Raw genomic sequence first — 21,614 nt, 5'->3', positions numbered from 1 at the left:
AGGGGAGATGAATGCACAGCCGCGTTCTTCCACCTGGCGGGTGGAGATATCGAATCGGGGACGGGACGACTCCAGCGGCAGGACCGGCCTGGTCACGTGATCTGAATGAAAGGACGCTCGGCGGGCCCGAAGTCACAAGCACAGCCGCTTTCGGCCGCTCGATCCGCGTGTGGAGATGAATCGCTCGCGGTAGTGCTGTGGACGACCGTTCCGTCGCGGGGCTTCGTGCCCGGTGGGGCCGAGCGCTCGGCGATCGATCAAGCTAGGAGATCAGCTCATGACTTTGCTCGACCGCGCTTGGCAGGTGCCGCTTCGGCTCGCGGCCGGCACCTACATCTTGGACTCCGGCCTGCGAAAATGGGGTGCCAGCGAGGAGGCGGCGAAACACCTACAGGAGTTCGCGACTGGAGCGTACCCGCTCCTGGCCGGGGTCGAGCCGGCCACGTTCGCGAAGGCGCTCTCGGTCAGTGAAGTGCTGATCGGGACGGGCCTGCTCATCCCGTCCGTACCCGCGCGGGTGGCGGGGTTGGGGCTGGTCGGCTTCGGTGCCGGACTGCTCGGGCTGTACGCCCGCACGCCCGGCATGCGTCGTCCGGGAACGCCGTTCCCCGCTGAAGAGGGTATCGCGCTGGCCAAGGACGCTTGGCTCGCCGCGATCGGTGCGGCCCTCGTGCTCGGTGACCGGAGGAGGCGATGACAGTGGATGTGCGCGGTCCTGCCACGATCACCGAACCACACCTCGCGTGGATCGCCGGTGCGGGAGTCAGTTCGGCTGCGGACCGTTACGCGCTACGCAGTCGTTGACACGGCGAGGTGGTGGGCGGCCGATGCGAGGGGTCCCGACCAGCGACCGGGTGACCTGGTCGCAGCCAGTCCAGATGCGGGGCGCGATCTGCCAGGTCGAGACCCAGGTCGAGCAGCGGGGCCGTCGCCCACGTTCCGTCGTCTGAACGACGCGGCGGGTCGCGAGGGACCGTCCCGACGGGCCTAGTCCGTCCCGGGGCGTTGCCTCTAGGGAGGCGATCCGGGTCGTCGCCACTACGGGCAAAGTGTTGGTGCCGGCGAGCGCGGGGCGATGCGTCGGGCCGCTGACCCCGGATGCTCGATAGGGACGTTTCGGGGCTCCGGTGGGGACGGTGTCTCTCTCGGGAAAGGGGAGTCCTGTGGCGACAACTTGCGCGGATTACATCGTTGCGGCGCTCAAGGCCTCGGGTGTGCGTCGGGTGTATGGAATCCCGGGAGACTCACTGAACGGCTTCACCGACGCGCTTCGCCGGGACGGGCAGGTCACCTGGCAGCACGTCCGCCATGAGGAGGCCGCCGCGTTCGCCGCCGCCGGTGAAGCTGCAGTCACCGGTGAGATGGCGGTGACCGCGGCGAGCTGCGGACCGGGCAGTCTCCATCTCGTCAACGGCCTCTGGGACGCCGGGCGCAGCCGGGTGCCGGTGCTCGCGATCGCGGCACACATCCCCAGGGGAGAAATCGGCAGCGGGTACTTCCAGGAGACCCATCCCCAGGACTTCTACCGGGAACTCTCCGTCTACAGCGAGCTCATCAGCGTTCCGGAGCAGGTGCCGCGCGTGCTCGAGGTCGCGATGCGAACCGCGATCACCGAACGCGGTGTCGCTGTCGTTGTCATCCCCGGCGAGGTTTTTCTCTCCGAGGCGCCTGCGAACATCGAGATCCGCCGGGTCCGAGCGACGACATCCGTCGTCCGTCCCAGAGACGACACGCTGGCTGCCGCGGCGGAGGTACTGAATAGCGCACGCGCCGTCACGGTCTTGGCGGGCGCGGGCGTCGCAGGCTCGCACTGCGAGTTGATCGCGCTGGCTGCGACATTGAAGTCGCCGATCGTCCACGCCCTGCGCGGCAAGGAGTTCGTTGAGTTCGACAATCCCTACGACGTCGGGATGACGGGCCTCATCGGCTACAGCTCCGGGTACCGGGCGATGGAACACTGCGACACGCTGCTGATGCTGGGCACGGACTTCCCCTACCGGCCGTTCTACCCGCCGGTGGGCACGCCGATCATCCAGGTCGACGTGCGCGGCGAGATAATCGGTCGTCGCGCGCCCGTTACCGTCTCACTGGTCGGAACGGTCACGGACACCGTCCGAGCGCTGCTTCCGCTGCTCGAGCAGAAGTCAGACTCTCGGCATCTGGACACTATGGTCGCGCACTATCAGCGAGCACGCCGTCGCCTCGACGCGCTCGCGATGAACAGCAGCGACCGCGGCGGCCTCCACCCGCAACTCGTTGCCGCCACCATCGACCGGCTTGCCACGGACGACGCGGTCTTTGCAGTCGACGTGGGTACGCCGACGATCTGGGCCGCGCGATACCTCCACATGAACGGCGAACGGCGACTCGTGGGCTCGTTCACGCACGCCAGCATGGCCAACGCACTGCCGCAGGCGATCGGGGCGCAGGCAAGCGCGCCCGACCGCCAGGTCATAGCCATGGCGGGCGACGGGGGCCTAGCGATGATGCTCGGCGAGCTCCTCACGCTTCGCCAACAACGGTTGCCGGTCAAGGTGGTGGTTTTCAACAACGGTGCCCTCGCGTTTGTCGAGATGGAGATGAAGGCGGCTGGGATCGTGAACTTTGGAACGGATCTCGAGAACCCCGACTTCGCGGGGATAGCTACTGCGGCCGGCCTCTTCGGCGTCCGGGTCGACCGCGCTGCCGACCTCGAGGGTGCGTTATCGGCCGCGTTCGCGTATGACGGGCCAGCACTCGTCGACGTGCGCGTCGCTCGGCAGGAACTCGCGCTGCCGCCGAAGATCACCCTGGAACAGCTCAAGGGCTTCGCGCTCTACACCACCCGCACGATCCTCTCTGGGGGTGGCGACGAGATCATCGAGCTCGCCCGCACCAATCTGAGTGACCTGCGCAGCGAGTAGTGCGGATCGTTCAGGCGCCCGCACTATTCGAACGATCGCGTATGGTCGGGCACGCTATCCCGACCATGCCCGCTGCTCTGCCTGGAATGCTGGACGCTCACACCCTGGAGATAGTCGGAGCGCCCACAACTGCATATGCGCGAGGGATCGAGCGGTCGGCGAACCCCACAGTTGCTGTGCGAGCTCCTGGCTCTTGGTTGCCATGAGCGCCGTCGCCGCGGCCGACGAGATGTGCAGAGCCAGGACATCGTTGACCTTCCCGTCGAGCAGTGTCATCGCGCTGCGTCGTTGCCGGCGTCTACTCACGCCCATGTCGCGGTTCCTCGCCGCGGCTGCGTGGGCTTCCTGGGGCGATTCGGCACGCCGGTTGTGCGCACGCCGTATCGGTTCCCGGTGTCTGGGAAACTGCGAGCGTAGCGGTGAGCCCGGCGACCCTGCGCCGGCTTATGCCGTTGAGGAGCACTCATGACTGAGGGACACATCACCCGCGGATGTGCTCTTGAGGCGGCTGGCCGCCTCGACCGGGACAGTGCTGGTGGTGTGGCTCCAGCCAAGGATTCTCTTGCTGACCGCCGTGATCGAGGCGTGGGCGCGTTCAACGAGCATCCTCCGGGAGGCTGCTGCGCCCCGGGGTCGCAGCGTCACGCGCAGCATGCGCCTCGGCGCCATCGGCGGACCAGTAGCAATCGAATCCAACCGGATAGTCGATGAGGTGGGTGGGACGGAGCGGGGTAAGGCGGTTCGGGTCATGGTCGCGGCAACTCCTTGTCTGCCTCAGCTGCCTCGTCATGACGGGGTCGCTCACAGGCTGCGGCGCGGGCCAGCTCGCCCAGACGTCCGAACAGCAATCGGCGGTGTCCGGAGCCTCCGGCGATGTGGGACCAGGAATCGCCCTACGCGACGTCAAGTTCCCATATCCTGCCGACCCGACCGGCCGCTACCCGGTACGGTCAGCCGTTGCGGTGCTGGCCGTCATCATCAATCACGGGAGCCACGCGGATGAGCTGGTCGCGGTCACGAGCCCGTATGCCGACCCCGCGCAGATGGTTGGCACCACACAGATCCCGCCCGACAGGAACCTCGTCTGCGGTCCTGATCCGGCGCAGCCGGCGAGCCCCCTGATCGTCGGCTCGGTTCGGGTCGTCCTCGTCACCAACACGGTCCTGCGGGCCGGGCTGGACACCCCGGTGACGTTCCGGTTCCGACAGGCCGGCGAGGTGACCCTGCTGGTGCCGATGGCCGCCTGACGCCGCCGATCGGAGACGAGCGTCAGGGCCTGCCGTCGCTGCGCGAACATCGGGGCCGCCACAACCTGCACGACGCGCGCGGCGCCCCGGAACTGTGTGCGGTGCGGTCCGTCATGGACCTCAGGGATGACCGTCGGCCTTGCCGATCACCGGACCCACCTCGCGGATCGTCATGTCGGGTCAGGTTCGTCTACAGGCACCGTGAGCTGCTGCTCGGCCACGTCGGCGGGGTCGGCCTCCAGTGGTGGTTCGGTCGGCCGACCGACGGCGAACTCGTCGTCATCGCGATCCGTGACGACCGGGAGGCGCTGCTCGGCCACGTCCTCAGGAGGATCTTCCGCACCCATGTTCCGAGGATCCCCGATCGGTGTGCCTCGGTCCCCGGGTCCACCAGGCCGGTTCAGCCTCGGGCGAATCACGCCCACGGGCTGAGGCGGGCGCCGTGCCCCCGATCGAACACTGTGCCCGCGCTCGAAGGAGAAGCCCGCCCGAGCGGGAAGAGGCTGGTCGATGTCGCGTGACGCTGCTCTACATCTGGCCGGGTCGATTGTGGGCTGGGCCGGCGCCGCGCTTCTGCTCGGATGGTTGAGCGGGTGGGCGGTCCGCCGGATGAGCCGACGGCGGCACTACCGGTTACTCGGCATGGTCTACCGGCGTTGCCATCGGGCGTGGATGTCCGTATTACTCGTGGTGGCAATTGACAGCGCGGTGACAGAGGTCGACGGGATCGGCGGGATCGGCGACGTGCTCCATCACGCCCTGCTGCTCGCCCTGATCGGCGCCACTACCTGGCTTGCGGTCGGCGTGCTTCACGTCGTTGAGGACGCGGCGTTCCTGAGACTGCGGGTGGACGTGGCGGACAACCGCCGCACACGGCGAGCTCGCACCCAGATCGACGTACTGCGCAGACTGGTGTCGGCGCTGCTCATCGCGCTGGCGTTGGGTGCGATGTTCATGACGTTCACGCCGCTGCGCGCGCTCGGGGCGTCCCTGCTGGCATCCGCCGGTGTTGCAGGCGCCATCGCGGGGCTCGCCGCTCAGACGACGCTGCGCAACGTCGTGGCAGGCCTGCAGCTCGCGCTCACCAATCAGCTGCGGCTTGGCGACGCCGTGGTGGTCGAGCAGGAGTGGGGCCGGGTCGAGGAACTCACGCTGACCCACGTCGCGGTGCGGCTCTGGGACGAACGCCGGCTGATGCTGCCGACCGGATATTTCATCAGCACGCCGTTCGAGAACTGGACTCGTGACGAGTCGCGCGTCCTCGGAACCGTACTGCTGCACGTGGACTACCGGGCGCCGGTGGCGCAGCTGCGGGCCGAAGCGCGCCGGATCGTAGAGCGGTCGTCGTTGTGGGATCGACGCGACTGGGCGTTCCAGGTCGTGGACTCCACTCAAACGACGATGGTGGTCCGCGTGCTGGCCTCGGCGGCGGACGGGCCGACCTCGTGGGAGCTGCGCTGCGAGATCCGGGAGGAGCTGATCGCCTTCATGTCGGTTGAGCATCCGGAAGCCCTGCCGCGGCGGCTGGACGGCCTCGTCCAGCCTGTCGAAGGATCAGACACCGCGACTGCCCCTCGGGCGACGGCTCAGGGGCGCGACGACGGCATTTCCGCGGCCTCGCGCTCGCCATGATGTCGCGCGACCGTTGGACGACGCGGCCCTCCTCGGCCTTGACGCAGAGCGGCTGCAACCGTCCCGGCCCCCACTGCCGTCCGTCGACGTAGCTCTTCGGCACGTCGCGACCCATCGGTCCGTGCCGATCCACAGCGGGATCGATCGTCCCGATTTCTCGTCGAGCGATTCGTCGAACGACCCTGCCCAGCGGCTCGTCGTGCGGGCGGCGCCAGCTTGCCAGGGGTAGTTGGCGCACCCGGTTGCACGAGGTCTCCATCAGGACGACCTCGCAGACGGCAAATAGGCCACAGCAGCGTCATGGAGACCGTCACCGTCAGCGCGCTGCGGCACAGGAGCGCGCTCCACGAGACCGGCGCCGCGGACGGGGTAGTGGACGAGAACTTTCCCCTCATCGCCGATTTGCCTCGACGCCCACCGGGTCGGGTTCGGCACGATGAGGGACCGTGCGCTTGTCCGTGGCCATGAAAAAGTCCCCGCTGGTGGCCAGGTGCAGGTCCTCGCGGGTGGCCGTGTGAGGTCCTCGCTGGTGGCCAGTTAGAAGTCCCCGGTCCCTCGTCGTGTCGTACCGGGCGGTGAGGCCCTGGGCGGTGACGGTGGCGGTTGTCGAAGCCAGCCACCGCACCGCCCAGGGGTCTCCCATTGAAGTCTGCGAGGGAACGGATGGACATCATTTCGGCCTATCGGGAGGTGGGCAGTTATCGCGGCGCGGCCGCGATCTGCGCCACGACCCCGAAGACGGTGCGCCGGGTCATCGAACGCCATGAGGGAGGAGGTGTTGCGCCGCAACGCAAGCCACGGCCCCGGAACTACGAGTCGGTCGCCGAGCTGGTCGCGGCCCGGGTCGGGAAGACCCAGGGCAGGATCTCGGCGAAGCGGCTGCTGCCCGAAGCCCGCGCGGCCGGCTACGAGGGCTCGGCACGCAACTTCCGCCGCCTGGTCGCGACGGTAAAGGCCGACTGGCGCCGCGATCATCACCGCGGCCGCCGTCCGGCGGTGTGGTCCCCGGGCGAGCACCTGGTCATCGACTGGGGCGTGCTCGCCGGGCTACACGTGTTCTGCGCGGTGCTGGCCTGGTCGCGGGTGCGGTTCGTCCGCTTCGCCACCGACGAACGCGCCGAGACGACCCTGACCATGCTCGCCGAGTGCTTCGAGACCCTCGGCGGGGTCCCCAAGGTCGTGCTCGCCGACCGGATGGGCTGCCTGAAAGCCGCCGTGGTCGCCGACCATGTCGTTCCGACGCCGGACTACGTGCGCTTCGCCAGCCACTACCGGTTCCGCCCAGACTTCTGCCATGGAGCCGATCCGGAGTCCAAGGGCATCGTGGATGTGGACGATCAGGCAATTCCCTAGGGCGGTGATCAAGTTATTCCCTAGGCGGTCTGGTCCGTGGTTGTGTTCTACCCGGCTTCTTGCTCTGCGGCCAGCGGGACACGGCCGGGACGCTTGCGTGGTCGGTAGCTGGCGCCGTTCATGTGGATGTGGTGACTGGTGTTGATCAACCCGTCGAGCAAGGACTCGGCGACGACCGGGTTCGGGAACAGCGGATACCAGTCGACCGGGGAGCGGTTGGACGTCAGCACCAGCGACCGTCCGGCGCGTTCGTTGATCAGCTCGTAGAGGTCGTCGGCCTGGGCGGCGGTGAGTTCGCGCATGCCGAAGTCGTCGAGGATCAGCACGGCGGGGCGGGCGAGCTCGCGCAGCCGGCGGGCCCAGCTGTGATCGGCGTGGCCGCCGGCGAGCTCGGCCAGGACTCGGCTGGTCTTAGCGAACCGGACGTCGGCGCCGTGGCGAATGGCCTGGTGACCGAGGGCCTGTGCGACGAAGGTCTTGCCGACTCCGACCGGCCCGGTGAGGATCACCGACTCGCCGGCGTCGAGCCAGCGCAGCGCGGCCAGGTCTCGGATCTGCGCGGCGGGCAGCTTCGGGTTGGCGTGGAAGTCGAAGCCTTCCAGGGTGACCTGTTCTTCGAAGTGGGCCCGGCGCAGCCGGCGCGCGAACGCGGCCTGGTCGCGGCGGGCGACCTCGTCCTGGCAGAGGACTTGGAGGAAGTCCAGGTGGCCGAGCTCGCCGGCGCGGGCCTGAGCCAACCTGGCGTCAAGGGTGTCGAGCATCCCGGACAACTTCAGCGCCCGCAGCGCCCCGCGCAGTCCGTCGTCGGCGCTCACCGCTGCCGCGCCTTCGGGTGTGAGCTCTTGGTGCCAGGGACGGACGCGATGGACAGGGGGACGACGTTCGCGGACGTGGCGGTCGAGGGGACGACGTCCGCCGGGGACGCGACGACGTCCGGCGGGTCGGCAAACAGGCGCTCGGGTCCATGCAGGTGCGCGGCGGCGCCGCCGTCCCCGGAGGCGCGGACCACGGCCCGTGCCTCGGTGCCCGCGGCCAGGATGCCCTTGACGGTGCGGTAGGTCGGGTCACCGACCTCGACCGCGCGGGCGCAGGCCGCTTCCAGACGGGCCGGCCCGTAGCGGTCGGCCAGCCCGAGCACCCCCTGCGCGGCGCGCAGCCGGAACAGCGCGTTGACCTCCAGCAACTCGTCGACCACCCGGGTGCAAGCGTCGCCGACCTCGGCGGCGCGGTCTCGACACCAGGTTGGAGTGCGCATGTGGAACGCGATCTTCTCCGGCGGGTAGTCGGCCGTGTCGGTCTGTCGTCCCCACGGCTTGGTGACATGGGTCTTGACCAGCACGCCGTCGTGGAAGATCTGCACCGTGGTCGGGGTCTCGCGGACGTCGACGTGCTCGCCGATCAGCCGCCAGGGCACCGAGTAGAGCGTCTTCTTCCCGACCTTGACGTGGATGTCCGGGCCGACCTTCGGCCGCGACCACGATGCGAGTTCGAACTCGCTACGCGGCAACGGCAGCAGCGCCGGCTGCTCGACCGCCGCGAACACCGCCCCGGGCGCGGCTCCGTCCAGCGGCCGGCAGGCCCGGGTGCCGGCGACCTCGACACACCAGCGCAGCGCCGCGGCCTGCATCTGGGCCAGGCTGGCGAACTCACGGCCGCGCCAGAAGCTGTCCCGGACATAGGGCATCGGGCGCTCCACCCGCGCCTTGTCCCGCGGCTTGCGCGACCGGGCCGGGTCGATCAGCACCCCGTAGTGCTCGGCGAGCTCCCCGTAGGACCGGTTGAGCAGCGGGTCGTAGAGATCCGGACGATCGACCCCGGTCTTGAGGTTGTCGGGCACTAGCCGGGCCGGCGCACCTCTAATATGCGGGTCTCGTTGTCAAGTCCTCCGTCCTAGTGCAGTCAGGATGCGTGGTCGTCGAGACGGGCCAGGAGCCCGTCGAAGATCTGCTTGCGAGCAACCTGTCCCTTGTTGGCGGCGTCGTCGCGCTGGCGTTCCAGGGTGGGGCGGAACTCGATGGTGGTGACGAAGAACGTGCAGGACTCGCAGATGGACTCGAAGTGGCAGTCCATCTCGATTGGTCGGGCGCAGTAGCCGTTGCCGAGCATCCGCCGGTGCACCTCGGCTCGGAGCTTGCGCATCTCTGAGCCCTCCGCATCCGCGGGCAGGTGCTTGGGCGCGTCGTAGAGGGCCTCGACGCGCTCGGAGACCGCGAAGTACTCGTCTGCGACGGTTCGGTTGGCGATTCGGGCATAGACGCGTGTCATCGAGAGCGATCGGTGGCCGAGCAAAGCCGCGATGGCCTCCAGCGACATGCCCCGGTTGATCGCTTGAGTGGCCAGCGTGTGCCGCAGCTGGTGCGGCGTGACCCGGCCCAGGCCGGCGCGGTCGGCGGCGTTGCGGACGGCGGCCTCGATCCGGGAGGCGTTGACCGGCCTGCCGTGGTCGGTGAACAGCAGGTCGGAGCGTAACCCCTCGGGCCGGCGGGCCAGCCAGTCGTCGATCAGGGCCTTGAGCTGCGGGTGCAGCGGGACGTAGCGGTCGGTGTGCATCTTGCCGACCGGGACGCGCAGCCAGTAGGCCGAGCCGATCTGCACGACCGCGTCGATGGTCAGGCCGAGCATCTCCGAGCGGCGCATTCCGGTGCGGGCCAGGATCTCGATCGCCAGGCGGGCAAACGGGTCTGGGTCGTTTCGGGCAGCTGCGAGCAGCTTCGCGGCGGCCGCGTCGTCCAGGAACCGGGGCAGGGGTTCGTCGGCGATCGGGAAGTCGCTGTCGAACACCAACTGCCGAGCCGGGCGGTCCTCGGTGTCCCACTCGTCGAGGCGCCGGAAGAAGCCCCGCAGTTTGCTCAGCCTGTCCCGGACGGTGTGTCGGTGCAGGGGCCCGCCGCGGGCGGCGGGGCGTTCCAGCAGCCAGGTCTTGTAGCGCTCAATGTGCTTGCGGCGCAGGTTGGCGACGCACCGGGTCTCGGGATCCTCGGCGGTGACCAGCAGCGCGAACTCCCGCAGGGTCAACTCCGCGTTCTTCACCGTGCCTGGACGCAGCGTGGTCGTGATCTGCTGCAGATAGTCGCGCATCGTCGTCGCAATGGCGGTGGGGACCCGCGCCCACTCCAGCTCGCGGACGTCGGCCCGGTCCGGGCTGCGGCGACGCGGCAACGAGTCGGACAGCCCGGCGTGGAAGAGCGTGGCCTCCAGGTTGAACAGCGATGTCGACAGGGCCTTGGCGCCCCGGTTGGGGATCCGGTGGGCGGCTTCCAGCAGCAGGCGGCGTCCCTCGTCCCAGTCGGCCTGGACCAGATCCTCCGGCCGCTTTCCCGCCACCGCAGCCAGATGGGCCAGCAGGTTGAACTGCCCGTGCGCGAGGTGGTCGCGGAAGCCCAGCATCCGCGTGGTCTCCATGAACCGCAGGTGCAGCTCCGGGTCGACTCGAGCCAGGATGATCCCCAGCCGAGGCCGGCGCGCGACCAGGTAGTCCGCGCCCGGACGCAGCCGCCCGGTCACCGCGAGCCAGCCGATGAACCGGTGGGTCTCGTGGTTGAACGCCAGCTGCTGGTCCAGCGGCAACATCGAGAACGACGCCAGGTCGGGCACCCTCGCCAGCAGCGCCCGCGCCCCCACCGCACCTTGTGGTCGGTGCCCATGCCCTGGGCGGCCCGATGCGCCAGATACGACGCGACGAGATCGGGCCGGGCCATCGGAAGCGGCCGAGGCATCAAGGCTCCCCTGGCCCTGCTTGACGTCCCGGCTCGGCGAGGTCCGCGTCGATGGCGGCGGCAGCGTCAAGATACTGCTGGACCAGCCAGGCGTTAGCCAGGTGAAGGTAGACGCGAGTCGACTCGATCGAACGGTGCCCGGCCTGGGCCTGCACCGCCTCCAGCGCCATCCCGGCCTCCCGCAGCCGGGTCAGGCAGGTGTGCCGCAGCTGATGGCACGTCAGCTTCGGCAGGCCCGCGCGCCAGCGCGCGCCGTGGACGATCTCATCCAGCCCCGCCGCCGTCAGCGGCCGACCGCGTGTCGGACCGCGCAGGACCACAAACAGCCGGTCGTGATCCACCGCCGGTCGCTCCCGATCCAGGTATTCCCCGACCGCGGCGAAGAACTGGGCGGAGACCGGCACCAGCCGCTGGTGCCCGCCCTTGCCCTCCGCGATGAACACCCGCCGCTCCCCGGGCGAGAGGTCCGGCAGCCGCAGCGCCAGCACCTCGCAACGCCGCAGCCCGCCCAGCAGCATCGCCAAGACCATCGCCCGGTCCCGGTCGGTGTTCAAGACCCTCAGAACGGCGTCGACCTCGTCCGGCCCCAGCACCCTCGGCAGCGTGCGCGGTGTCCGCAGCAGCGGCGCGCCGCGGGTCGCGCCCTGCCGCCGACCGGCAAGACCCGACGGCACCGGATTGCGGTCCACCGCGACGTCGTCCCGCGTCATGAGATAGCCGAACAACCCCGAGACGCTTGCCAGCCGCCTCTTGATCGTCCGAGCCGACAACCCCGCCTCACCGTCCTCCAGCCGCACCACCTTCACACCACGGCGCGGCGCCCGCTGGGCGGTGATGAACGCGAAGATGTCCGCGGTCACCACAGCCGCCGGCTCCTTGCGCACGACGGTGAAGAACACCTTCAGGTCGTAGGCGGTAGCCAGCAGCGTGTTCGGCCGCCCCCGCGACGCGACGAACGCCAGGTAGTCGTCAAGAAGGGCATGCCCAAGCGACACCGAGAGCTGGCCAGCGGCGTCGACTCGGCGCACCAACCTCGGTTGCCAGACCACGCGCGCTCCTCGGCAGGACGGACGCCCATCCTCGCCTGCGCGACTCCGAGAACGCGGGTTCGACACCCGCATAACCGTCGAAGAATGCGAACGCGTCCACGTGGGCCCGGGTCCACTCCCGCTGGTCCATGGTCAGCACCGGGCGCACGAACATGTGTCGTGAGCAGGCCAGGACCAGCACGAACGCCCACACCGCCCGTCGACGGCCGGACTGCGGGTCGATCCACATCCCGAGCTTGCCGTAGTCGACCTGGCCCTCCGAGCCCGGCACCACGTCGTCCGGGCGCAGCACCCGTACCTGCTGCCGGCGGGACTCTTCAGGCAGGTTCGCCCGCACCCAGCGGCGCAGGCTGGCCACCGACGCCTCCAGGCCCCGCTCGTCACGCAGCCGCTGGTGAATCGTCGCCACCGTCACCGCCGCCTCGAGCTGGGTGACGATGTAGTCGCGGTGGGGCTCGATCTGTGGCCAGGACACCTGCCGCAACGTGGTGTCGACCAGCTCCGGGAACCACTCCCGCACCCGCCGAGCCCACTCGGCGGACGGCACCGGCGGCCCGCCCGGGACGAACCCGGCGGCCTCGGCCGGGGCCAGATACTTGCGCACCGTCTTTGGGTCCACCCCCAACGAGGCGGCCACCTCGGTCTTTGGCCGCCCCGCATACCAGTGGACCAAGATCTCGGTCACGTCGATCACGGTGAAACTTCTCCTCGCCATCGCGGGTCCCTCGCCGTCGACACACACGTCGACCGCGCAGGCTGGGCACTGCGAGGACCAGGCCCCCGACAACACGCCGCAGCGCGTACGTCGTCCCCACGGGAATTCCGTGATCGCGGTAGGGAATTACGTGATCGCGACACCCACTCGAGCAGGGAATTTCATGATCGCCGACATCGTGGAGAACCTCGTCGGCTACGCCAAGTCCGACCTGATCATCGGCTGTGGTCTCGTCGCCGACCTCGACTCCAGCACAGGTCAGCGGCCGGTGGACCTTGCCGCGGCCAACGAGGCCGCCCGGCAGTGGTGCGTCGAGGTGAACGCGGCGACGCACTCGGAGATCGCCGCCGTTCCGGCCCGGCGCCTGGCCGAGCACGAGCTCGCCGTGTTGGGCGGATTGCCGTCGCTGCGGCCGCGGGTCACCGGCCCGGCCGTGCTGCGCAAGGTCGACCGGCTCTCCTGTGTCCGGTTCGGCTCGGCTCGCTACTCGGTGCCCACCACCGCGATCGGCACCCGGGTCGAGGTCCGCACCCACGCCGACCGGCTCACCATCCTCACCACCGCCACGCCCGGCAGCATGACCGGTGGGGTGGTGTTGGCCGAGCACCGCCTGGTCGGGCCGGGTGAGGCGTCGGTGATCGACGCGCATTACGGCGGTCCCCGCCCTGCCACTCCGGTTCGGGCCGTCCGCCCCAAGACCGCGCAGGAGAAGGCGTTCTGCGCGCTCGGCCCGATCGCGGCGGCGTTCCTGACCGGCGCCGCCGCGGCCGGATCGGCCCGTCTCGGGACTGAGTTGGGTGAGCTGCTGGGCCTCGGGCAGGCCCACGGCGAACAGGCGCTGCTCGACGCGCTGGCCCGGGCGACGGCGTTCCGGCGGTGGCGAGCCGAGGACGTCCGCTCGATCCTCGCCGCCGGCGCGGCCGCACCCAGGCCCCGCCCGGCCGGAGAAGCCCTGGTCGTCGAGCTGCCCGCGGTCCCGACCCGCTCCCTGGCCGACTACGCCATCACCACCACTACCGAGCCGGACACCGCGGTGGTCGATGGGGATGCGTCATGACCGCGAGCAAGCCCCCGGCGCTCGATGCTGACCTCGAGGCCGGGCTCAAGCGGCTCAAGCTCGCTGCGATGCGCCGCCTGGCTCCGGAGCTGTTGCTCACCGCCCGGACCCAGCGCTGGCGCCCCGAAGAGCTGCTACGCACCCTGGTCGAGGCCGAGGTCGCCGCCCGGGACGCCTCCAACATCGCGAACCGGCGCAAGGCCGCCGGGTTCCCGGTCGCCAAGACCCTCGACGAGTTCGACCTGTCCGCCTCCTCGATCCCGAAGGCCACGTTCGACTACCTCGCCTCACTCGAGTGGATCCGCGCTCCGGAGAACCTCGCCCTGGTCGGGCCGGCAGGGACCGGAAAGTCCCACCTGCTCGTCGCCCTCGGCACCGCGGCGGTCGAGGCCGGGCACCGGGTCCGCTACTTCACCGCGGCCGAGCTGGTCGAAGCGCTCTACCGCGGCCTGGCCGACAACTCCGTCGGCCGGCTGATCGGCCAGACCCTGCGCCACGACCTGATCATCATCGACGAGATCGGGTTCGCCCCGCTCGACGACACCGCCGCCCAGCTGCTGTTCCGGCTCGTCGCCGCCGCCTATGAACGCCGCAGCCTCGCCATCAGCTCGCACTGGCCCTTCGATCAATGGGGACGGTTCATGCCCGAACACACCACCGCGGTCAGCCTGCTCGACCGGCTCCTGCACCACGCCCACGTCGTCGTCACCAGCGGCGACTCCTACCGCATGCGCGAGGCCAGGACCGCGAAGGGAGCCCCCATCAACACCAGCTGAACGACCCCGGACCGGGGACTTTCACCTGGCCACCAGCGGGGACCACGAACTGGCCGTTGACAGCGCTGAACACCACATGGCCACCACATGGCCGACGCCGCATTGGGCGTTGACCCTGGCGTGCCCACGCGGCGCTCGCGGGCGGCCTGCCAGGTTGATCCTTCAGCACGGCGACGGGAGGACCAGATGACGCTCGACGCGACCGCCACGGAAGCGCGGCCGGCGCACCATGCGAAGCGCCTGCTGCGGTGGCGTGATCGGCGGCGGGAACGGGAAATCCTGGCCCGACGCGATCGCATCGGCGCGCAGATGGCCGAACTCCGTTACATCCAGGACCTCATAGCCGCTGCGCAAAAGGTGGTCGCGTCCGGCTGGGTCCGTGGAGGGTGGTTCGTCGTCCTTGACGGCAGTGGCCGGAAGCGCACGGTGAACGCCTACGACGCACGATATATGAACGGCTGGCCGATCGTGGGTGGGTGCTTGGTCGGGGCGATCGTCCACGCCGGTGGTGGGCTGGCGGCGGCGGAGGAGCAACCGGTGCGACGAGCGTTGGAACTCACGTGGCACACACTCTGCGGCCATGCGGAGGATCCCATCCGCTGGTGTCCTGCGCCGGACGCCCGAGCCGCTCACGTCCGCGACCTGACGCGGTGGAACGACGACGCAGGACGCACCGCTGACGAGGTGATCGCGCTGTTGCGGTCCGTTTGGCAGGCCGCGGCAGAAGAGCGCACACGTCTCCGCGCGGTAGGCGCAGAGACGGGCGGCCCGTCAGAAGCTTCATTGGCCTGACCCGCGCCGCCGGAGCGGGCCGACCGACGGCGACCTCAGCGCCGCCGTCGGTCACGGCGTGATCGGTCGCGGGGCGCCGCATTCTGGCCGGCAGTCAACTGCGACCCCGGTTCACCTCGATCCGGTCGTGCGGATGGACGCACCTACCGTCGGACGAGGGCAGGGCCCCGGTCGGTCGGCGATCACGCTCTGTCCGGCCCACCGTCGAGACAACGCTGGCGTACTCGCCGCGAGGGTCTGCGTTGGTCTTGCCTCCTGGTGCCGCACTCGACGACCTCGCCGGGGACGTATCAGTACCTCAACGCTCGCTTCCATGATCGCACTGGCCTGAAACGATCAGCAGGGCCCCAAAGTGCTCAACAACGGGCTCATCGCCTTCATGGCGTCGACGGATGCGGAAGCGCAGTGTGCCCATAGGCGGCCGCACTCCCGCGCGGAGCAAGCCGTCGCGCCGCCCCGACGAGCGCGAAGCGGCAACGAGGACTGTCGCGGCGCGAGCCTCCGGGCAGTGCGCTGCGGCAGTTCGATCGCCGAGGGCCCTGTGCTGACGACCCGCTTGCCGACGGCCGGTTCGGCACTGACGCGTCCGTTGCCCAACTAGAGCTCAACGCAGATAACGGGCTGTCGCATTCGCCACGAAGAAGGGGAGGGCCATGGATGTCGAAGACCGGACGCTCAAGGAGCGACATCGTGAGTTGCCAATTGGCTCGTCGAAGCGGGCCCGCCATCGAGACAGATCGAGATACCTTCTCGCTACACCTTCTGAAGCAATTGGCGCACTGCAGTCGTGATGTGATCCGCGTCGAGGCCCGCCCAGGCAAGGAGTTCCTCGGCTGAACCCGAGCCCGGCATCTCGCGCACAGCTAGGTGCGCCAGGGATAGACCGGTGCCTCTGTCGGTGAGAAGCGCGGCGGCGACAGCCGAGCCGAGGCCGCCCTCAGGGTGGTGGTCTTCGACAACGACGAGACGACCCGAGGTGACCGCGACCGCTGCCGCGAGGGTGTCCCGGTCGATGGGCTTGATCGAGTAGCAGTCGATGACGCGGGCGTGGACTCCATCCTGGGCCAACAGCTCGGCTGCGCGTAGGCAGGCGTGCAGAGTGACGCCGGCGCCGACGAGGGTGACGTCGTCGGCGTCGGTGGACCGTAATACCTTGGATCCACCGACCGGGAACGCCTCGCCGGCTGGGTAGAGGACGGGGTAGGCGCCGCGGGTGGTGCGCAGGTAGCTGATGCCCGGCGTGGCTGCCATGGCCTCGACGAGGGCGACAGTGCTGGCCCCGTCGCTGGGATAGAGCACGATCGAGCCCTGGACGGCGCGCATCATCGCAATGTCCTCGAGTCCCATCTGAGACGGGCCATCGGCGCCGATCTCGACGCCGGCATGGGAGCCCACAAGGCGGAGGTCGACCCCGGAGATGGCTCCCATGCGGATGAAGTCGTAGGACCTGGTGAGGAAGGCTGAAAATGTGGAGGCGAACGCGATGTAGCCGCGAACGTTAAGCCCTGTGGCTGCCGCGAGAAGCTGCTGCTCGGCGATGAACATCTCGAAGTACCGCTCCGGGAACGCGTGAGCGAACTCATCGGTGTAGGTGGAGTTGCTGACCTCGGCGTCGAGCGCGACGACTCGGTGGTTCTGCGCGCCGAGTGCGACAAGCGCGTCGCCATACGCCTTGCGAGTAGCGACGCTGTGGCCAACTGTGTAGGTAGGCCATTCTGTTGGCGCTGTTGGAGCCGGTGCCGTCACTGTGGCCGGGATACTGCTTGGCATCGGCCGCGGGCCGCGCAAGACGAGTTTGCGGACACCACCGAGCTCGGCGATGGCCATGTCGGCCATGTCGGCAGGGAAGGCCTTGCCGTGCCAGTTGGGGTCGTCCTCGACCATGGAGAAGCCGCGGCCCTTGACGGTCTTTGCCAAAATGACGGTCGGCTGCCCGCCGGCGGTGTCCTCAGCCGCCGTAAGGGCTTGGTCGATAGCCCCGACGGCGTGCCCATCGATCACGATCGCGCGGGCCCCGAACGCCTCGACGCGGCGGGCGTAGGTGTCCATGTCCCAGCCGAGCTCGGTGCGGCCGCGCTGGCCGAGGCCGTTGACGTCGACGATGGCGATCAAGTTGGACAACTGGTAATGCGAGGCCTTGTCGAGGGCTTCCCAGATGGAGCCCTCGGCGGTCTCGCTATCGCCGCAGAGCACCCAGACGCGGAAGGGCAGCCGGTCGAGGTACCTGGCGGCCAGGGCGATACCGACGCCGTCGGGAAGACCCTGGCCCAGGGAACCGGTGGCGACGTCAACCCATGGCAGCACCGGGGTGGGGTGGCCCTGCAGGCGCTGGCCGAACCGGCGGAAACCCGTCATGAGTTCGTCGTCGGTGATGACGCCGACAGCCTTGAAGACTGAGTACAACAGGGGCGCGGCATGTCCCTTGGAGAAGAGGAGGTGGTCGTTGGTCGCCGAGCGCGGATCGTCCCAGTCGTAGCGCAGGTGGCGGCTGGCTAGAACCGCGATCAGGTCGGCGGCCGACATGCTCGACGTCGGGTGACCGGAGCCGGCGCTGGTACTGCACCGGATTGAGTCGACACGCAGCTGGGCGGCGAGTTCGGCAGCCGTCGCGAGATCGACGGGCACGGCCGATCGGGCAGTCATGGGGTCCCCTGACGAGGCGGTGGTGGGTCCTGCTCAATGGGCGCGCACAGGGTTCTCGAGACCTCGGCGGGGTTTCCCTCAGGGTGAAATTTTGATGTAGTTTTCAACGTCAGCAACGCCGGGGGCGGACCACGCAACTTTTTCTGCCTCTTCCTTCTCGGCCCAGCTGCGCACCGATCCCCGGAGCACGACCGTGTCGCCTTCCACCTCCACCGTGATGCGCTCGGCGTCAGTCTCGGCATTCCGGATCAAGGCCTCTTGGATCTGCCGAGTCAGCCGGTCCGGAGCGGGACGGACGGAGGGCCGGACTCTGATCGTGTTGTAGACACCACGCACACCCGCCAGTCGGCGGACGGCTCGCTCCGCGGCCCGCCTCTCGTATTCCCAGTTCACGTCGCCCCGCAAGGTGACGTATCCCCGTGACACAGTCACCTCGATACGATCCGCCGGCACCAGCGTCTCCCACGCCAGTGCGCGGGTGGCCTCCGCGGCGATGTCGGCATCCGTTCGCTCTGCAGAACTGGGCAGGCGTACCTCGATGTCATTCGCCACCGCCTTGACGCCTCGCACCCGGTGGGCAGCACGCTCAGCAGCCGTACGTTTTGCATACGAGTCCACCCATCCCGTCAGAGCAACCACACCGTCCTTGACCACGACGCCGATGTCAGTCGAGCGGACTCGCGCATCCCATTCCAGCTCTGCCAGGACTTCACGCTGGATCTGTTGGTCGGTCTGAGTGATGGTGTCGGTGGTCATCAGGCGATCCTTCCTGGAATGGTCCTTCGTCCTCCTCGCCAGCCTGCCGACGACACCGCACTACGACCTCCCCCTGGCAATGCGAGCCCGGTGGATCGAAGTTGACACCTCGGGTCCCTTTCCGGGGAGCTGTCGCTCCCGGGGTCTGCAGCCTGTTCGGCGCCTTGAGCACGGGGGAGTTGTGCGGCAAGGTGAGCAGGACCGACGACGACGCTGACCGGAAGTCCGGCGATGCGGCCCCGGGGCTGGCACCGATCGGAGCAAGGCGGCCTCGCGGGCGACGGGCCTCTTGCAGGATTGGCACTTGAAGTCGATCCAACGAACGGGACAGACCGATTCTGTGCCGACCACCATGCGGGTCCCCGGTCGGCGGGCGCCCACGCGGTACCAATACCGAGATTGGCAGGGTGGCGAAGGGCCCGCCGCGGGTATCCACGTTACAGCGCAACAAACTGCTGGCGTGGTCGTTCGGACCGGTCGGGCAGCGGACCGCGACCGCGAAGCCGAGCCCCCAATGGGTCGCCCTCCGACCCGGCGGTACAACGCCGTCGAGGGGCGGGCACCGGGCGTGATCCTGCCGGCGCGAAGCCGTGTGCCGCATTCCGGCCTGCCGGGCGCAGGCCGTGATCGGCGCCGGCTGCAACCGTGACGGGGGTGGCCGCGATATCGCGGCGCTACCGCGACGCCGAGGCGTGTGCTGAGGCAGGTGCCGAAGCTTGATGGGGGTACGGCTGTGGCTGATAACAGGGGAGTGGTCTACGCGGGGCCGGGTAAGGTTGCTGTGGAAACAATCGATAATCCAGAGTTGATCCTGAGGCCGGGTCCCGGGGTGCCACCGATCAACGAGAACAGGGAATGTCCACACGGCGTGATCCTCAAGGTGGTGGCGTCCAACATCTGCGGCAGCGACCAGCACATGGTGCGCGGTCGGACCACCGCGCCAGTCGGCCTGGTGCTCGGCCACGAGATCACCGGTGAGATCGTGGAGGTGGGGCGCGACGTTGAATACCGTCGCGTCGGCGACCTGGTGTCGGTGCCATTCAACGTCGCCTGCGGGCGTTGCCGCAATTGCGTGGAGCGCCGTACCGATGTGTGCTTGAACGTGAACGACCACCCCGGCGGGGCGTACGGGTATGTCGATATGGGCGGCTGGCGCGGCGGCCAGGCGGAGTACGTGATGGTGCCCTACGCCGACTGGAACACGCTGAAGTATGCGGACAAGGATCAGGCGATGGCAAAGATGCTGGACCTGACGATGATCACCGACATCTTCCCGACCGGATACCACGGCTGCATGGAGGCCGGTGTCGGGACCGGTTCGACGGTTTACATCGCTGGCGGTGGGCCTGTTGGGCTGGCCGCCGCGACGTCGGCGTTCCTGCTGGGCGCGGCTGTCGTCATTGTCGGCGATCCCAATGAGAGCCGGCGAGAACATGCCCGCTCCTTCGGCTGCGCCACCGTGGACCCGCTGGCTGGGCCTTTGCCCGAGCAGATCGCCGAGATTCTCGGCGTCCCAGAGGTCGACGCTGCAGTGGATTGTGTCGGGTTCGAGGCGAAAGGCCATCAAGACGGCACCGAGCAGAACGCCGCGGTGCTCAATCAGGCCATGGAGGTAACCCGAGCGGCCGGAGCAATCGGGATTCCCGGCCTGTACGTGACCGAGGACCCCGGCGCGAAGGACGAAGCGGCCAAGCATGGCGCGGTATCGTTGAGCCTGGGCACGGGATGGGCGAAATCGCTCACGTTCGCCACCGGCCAGACGCCGACGATGCGGTACAACCGGACGCTGCGTGAAGCGATCCTGCACGATCGCGCGCCAATCGCGCGCAACGTCAACGCGACGGTGATTGCGCTCGATGACGCCCCGCGGGCGTATCGGGAGTTCGATGCCGGCGCGCCGAAGAAGTTCGTGATCGACCCGCACGGCATGCTCAACCGCTGATCGGGGCCCGGCGATAAAGAGGTGTGGTGAGTCGCAGCCATCGGCGGTGGTCGCGAGGCGAGTGCCGGGTAGAAGCGTCGTCCTCGGTGGCTGTGGCGAGGTGGTCGCGAGTCCCGCGGGCAACACTCTCGGCGGTGTCCCCGGTGCCTCAGGGCTACCCAGCCCGACGCGCGCTGAGGGTGTGGTCTTCGCGGACGACGACCAGCGCTTGCTCCCGTCTTCGCCCGGCGGAGTTCGCAGATCTCCTGCTCGAGCTCGCGAACCGGGCCGTCTCGTCGGTGGTGAGGCCGGGCTGGCGTCCGTCGTCGATGTCGGCCTGGCGCACCCACAACCGCACCGACTCCACCCCGTGGCCGAACTGGTCAGCGTCCGCTTGATGGTGCCGTGTTCCCGTTGCCCTTGCCCACCTCGCCGACATCGACCTGCCTCCGACTGCACGATCCCCGCGGCGATCGGAGTGAGAAGGGCGACCGGGAGCAGCGCGGTCGGCTTCGGGCTCGTCGGCCTCATCAGCGCCGACTGGCCAGGGTCAAGGCGCTCAATCCGCGCACTTCGGGACCCGCACCCTGAGCACACCGTCTGACAGCGTCGCACCCACGCGGTCGCGATCGATTTCGGCCGGCAGCACCAGGCGGCACTCGAACCGGCCGACCGGCCGGGTCTGTTTGCGCAGATTACCCAGGGTGGCTCTTGCCCCCGCCAGTGTGGGCGAGGCGACCCGCCTTGGCGCCGGCCGGCCCAGGAGCCTGCTCGGGCGAAAGGCGGGGACTAATCCTGCCGGTGCGAAGCCGGGTGGCCGATCCGGGCTTGGCGGGTGCAGGCGTGCCGCGGTGACGGCTGCGAGCGTGAGGCCTGCGCTACGGGATCGCGACCAGGGGCCGGGTGGAGGTAGCTGCGGTGATACGCAACAGGGGACTCGCCCACACGAATGCGAGAAGATCTGTGGGGGAGCCCGTCCATTACCCCGAGCGCGGAGGCATCGCAGGGCCATCGGAAGGTCGCCCTCGGAGTGCCCAGGACGGGCGAGCTCTGA

At 69.0% G+C, this 21,614-nt stretch carries 15 protein-coding genes and 4 pseudogenes; 9 read left to right on the top strand and 10 right to left on the bottom strand.

The window, feature by feature from the left end:
• The first annotated feature begins 277 nt into the window (after positions 1-277).
• From PSED_RS17500 to PSED_RS17490, 3 genes are all read left to right on the top strand, one after another.
• Positions 278-697, top strand: coding sequence for a hypothetical protein (locus tag PSED_RS17500; protein ID WP_013675575.1), 420 nt, complete (start codon positions 278-280; stop codon positions 695-697).
• 430 nt (positions 698-1,127) lie between these two features.
• Positions 1,128-2,903 (top strand): ubiquinone-dependent pyruvate dehydrogenase, encoded by a 1,776-nt coding sequence (gene poxB, locus PSED_RS17495; protein ID WP_325176112.1) that lies wholly within the window; start codon positions 1,128-1,130, stop codon positions 2,901-2,903.
• Between the two features lie 788 nt (positions 2,904-3,691).
• Positions 3,692-4,150 carry a copper chaperone PCu(A)C domain-containing protein gene (locus PSED_RS17490; protein WP_013675573.1) on the top strand — a complete coding sequence of 153 codons (459 nt, stop codon included), beginning with the start codon at positions 3,692-3,694 and terminating at the stop codon, positions 4,148-4,150.
• A 170-nt stretch (positions 4,151-4,320) separates the two neighbouring features.
• Here the strand turns inward: PSED_RS17490 and PSED_RS17485 are convergent, their stop codons facing one another.
• A complete protein-coding gene (locus PSED_RS17485) occupies positions 4,321-4,497 on the bottom strand; it encodes a hypothetical protein (protein WP_013675572.1) in 177 nt (58 codons plus the stop codon).
• A 361-nt stretch (positions 4,498-4,858) separates the two neighbouring features.
• On the opposite strand from PSED_RS17485, the gene PSED_RS17480 reads away from it, so the two are divergent.
• Both PSED_RS17480 and PSED_RS17475 read left to right on the top strand, forming a co-directional pair.
• Positions 4,859-5,782: a mechanosensitive ion channel family protein gene (locus PSED_RS17480; protein WP_158511321.1), complete on the top strand. Its 924-nt coding sequence runs from the start codon at positions 4,859-4,861 to the stop codon at positions 5,780-5,782.
• A 642-nt stretch (positions 5,783-6,424) separates the two neighbouring features.
• Positions 6,425-7,132: pseudogene (locus PSED_RS17475) on the top strand (IS21 family transposase); the annotation flags it as partial.
• Positions 7,133-7,182: 50 nt separating this feature from the next.
• Here PSED_RS17475 and istB (PSED_RS17470) read toward each other — a convergent pair.
• The 5 genes and pseudogenes from istB (PSED_RS17470) to PSED_RS17450 form a co-directional block, all read right to left on the bottom strand.
• Entirely contained in the window at positions 7,183-7,950 is a 768-nt protein-coding gene (gene istB / locus PSED_RS17470; RefSeq protein ID WP_041759784.1) for an IS21-like element helper ATPase IstB, read from the bottom strand.
• Positions 7,947-8,990: pseudogene (locus PSED_RS17465) on the bottom strand (Mu transposase domain-containing protein); the annotation flags it as partial. The pseudogene PSED_RS17465 and the gene istB (PSED_RS17470), both read right to left, overlap by 4 nt.
• Before the next feature lie 44 nt (positions 8,991-9,034).
• Entirely contained in the window at positions 9,035-10,756 is a 1,722-nt protein-coding gene (locus PSED_RS17460; protein ID WP_013675570.1) for a tyrosine-type recombinase/integrase, read from the bottom strand.
• A 94-nt stretch (positions 10,757-10,850) separates the two neighbouring features.
• Positions 10,851-11,900 carry a tyrosine-type recombinase/integrase gene (locus tag PSED_RS17455; RefSeq protein ID WP_041759782.1) on the bottom strand — a complete coding sequence of 350 codons (1,050 nt, stop codon included), beginning with the start codon at positions 11,898-11,900 and terminating at the stop codon, positions 10,851-10,853.
• Entirely contained in the window at positions 11,821-12,585 is a 765-nt protein-coding gene (locus tag PSED_RS17450) for a hypothetical protein (protein ID WP_233899065.1), read from the bottom strand. The genes PSED_RS17455 and PSED_RS17450 overlap by 80 nt, the downstream gene beginning before the upstream one ends.
• 205 nt (positions 12,586-12,790) lie before the next feature.
• Between PSED_RS17450 and PSED_RS17445 the strand changes: the two are divergent.
• From PSED_RS17445 to PSED_RS17435, 3 genes and pseudogenes are all read left to right on the top strand, one after another.
• Positions 12,791-13,672, top strand: a pseudogene (locus tag PSED_RS17445) (Mu transposase domain-containing protein); the annotation flags it as partial.
• Positions 13,669-14,448 (top strand): IS21-like element helper ATPase IstB, encoded by a 780-nt coding sequence (gene istB / locus PSED_RS17440; protein WP_013673103.1) that lies wholly within the window; start codon positions 13,669-13,671, stop codon positions 14,446-14,448. The pseudogene PSED_RS17445 and the gene istB (PSED_RS17440), both read left to right, overlap by 4 nt.
• A 186-nt stretch (positions 14,449-14,634) precedes the next feature.
• Positions 14,635-15,240, top strand: coding sequence for a DUF6197 family protein (locus PSED_RS17435; protein WP_013675568.1), 606 nt, complete (start codon positions 14,635-14,637; stop codon positions 15,238-15,240).
• A 753-nt stretch (positions 15,241-15,993) separates the two neighbouring features.
• On the opposite strand, the gene PSED_RS17430 is transcribed toward PSED_RS17435, so the two are convergent.
• Together PSED_RS17430 and PSED_RS17425 are read right to left on the bottom strand one after the other, a co-directional pair.
• Positions 15,994-17,883, bottom strand: a complete 1,890-nt coding sequence (locus PSED_RS17430; protein WP_013675567.1) for a transketolase — start codon at positions 17,881-17,883, stop codon at positions 15,994-15,996.
• Between the two features lie 78 nt (positions 17,884-17,961).
• Complete coding sequence (locus tag PSED_RS17425) at positions 17,962-18,639, bottom strand: BON domain-containing protein (RefSeq protein WP_013675566.1); 678 nt, start codon at positions 18,637-18,639, stop codon at positions 17,962-17,964.
• A gap of 694 nt (positions 18,640-19,333) precedes the next feature.
• On the opposite strand from PSED_RS17425, the gene fdhA reads away from it, so the two are divergent.
• Positions 19,334-20,581: a formaldehyde dehydrogenase, glutathione-independent gene (gene fdhA, locus PSED_RS17420; RefSeq protein ID WP_325176111.1), complete on the top strand. Its 1,248-nt coding sequence runs from the start codon at positions 19,334-19,336 to the stop codon at positions 20,579-20,581.
• A gap of 221 nt (positions 20,582-20,802) precedes the next feature.
• On the opposite strand, the pseudogene PSED_RS17415 reads toward fdhA, so the two are convergent.
• Both PSED_RS17415 and PSED_RS35665 read right to left on the bottom strand, forming a co-directional pair.
• A pseudogene (locus PSED_RS17415) lies at positions 20,803-20,951 on the bottom strand (IS3 family transposase); the annotation flags it as partial.
• 168 nt (positions 20,952-21,119) lie between these two features.
• Positions 21,120-21,572, bottom strand: coding sequence for an Hsp20/alpha crystallin family protein (locus PSED_RS35665; protein ID WP_083845452.1), 453 nt, complete (start codon positions 21,570-21,572; stop codon positions 21,120-21,122).
• Positions 21,573-21,614 lie beyond the last annotated feature (42 nt).

Source organism: Pseudonocardia benzenivorans CB1190 (assembly GCF_000196675.2).
GTDB lineage: Bacteria > Actinomycetota > Actinomycetes > Mycobacteriales > Pseudonocardiaceae > Pseudonocardia > Pseudonocardia benzenivorans.
The sequence above is the reverse complement of the archived record's forward strand: the minus strand, read 5'-3'. Positions and strand labels throughout refer to the sequence as shown.

Bases quoted from the DNA above. Each gene is read 5' to 3' on its own strand.
- PSED_RS17500 (WP_013675575.1), top strand. From the start codon at position 278: ATGACTTTGCTCGACCGCGCTTGGCAGGTGCCGCTTCGGCTCGCGGCC.
- PSED_RS17490 (WP_013675573.1), top strand. From the start codon at position 3,692: ATGACGGGGTCGCTCACAGGCTGCGGCGCGGGCCAGCTCGCCCAGACG.
- PSED_RS17485 (WP_013675572.1), bottom strand. From the start codon at position 4,497: ATGGGTGCGGAAGATCCTCCTGAGGACGTGGCCGAGCAGCGCCTCCCG.
- istB (WP_013673103.1), top strand. From the start codon at position 13,669: ATGACCGCGAGCAAGCCCCCGGCGCTCGATGCTGACCTCGAGGCCGGG.
- PSED_RS17435 (WP_013675568.1), top strand. From the start codon at position 14,635: ATGACGCTCGACGCGACCGCCACGGAAGCGCGGCCGGCGCACCATGCG.
- PSED_RS17430 (WP_013675567.1), bottom strand. From the start codon at position 17,883: ATGACTGCCCGATCGGCCGTGCCCGTCGATCTCGCGACGGCTGCCGAA.
- PSED_RS17425 (WP_013675566.1), bottom strand. From the start codon at position 18,639: ATGACCACCGACACCATCACTCAGACCGACCAACAGATCCAGCGTGAA.
- PSED_RS35665 (WP_083845452.1), bottom strand. From the start codon at position 21,572: ATGGCCCTGCGATGCCTCCGCGCTCGGGGTAATGGACGGGCTCCCCCA.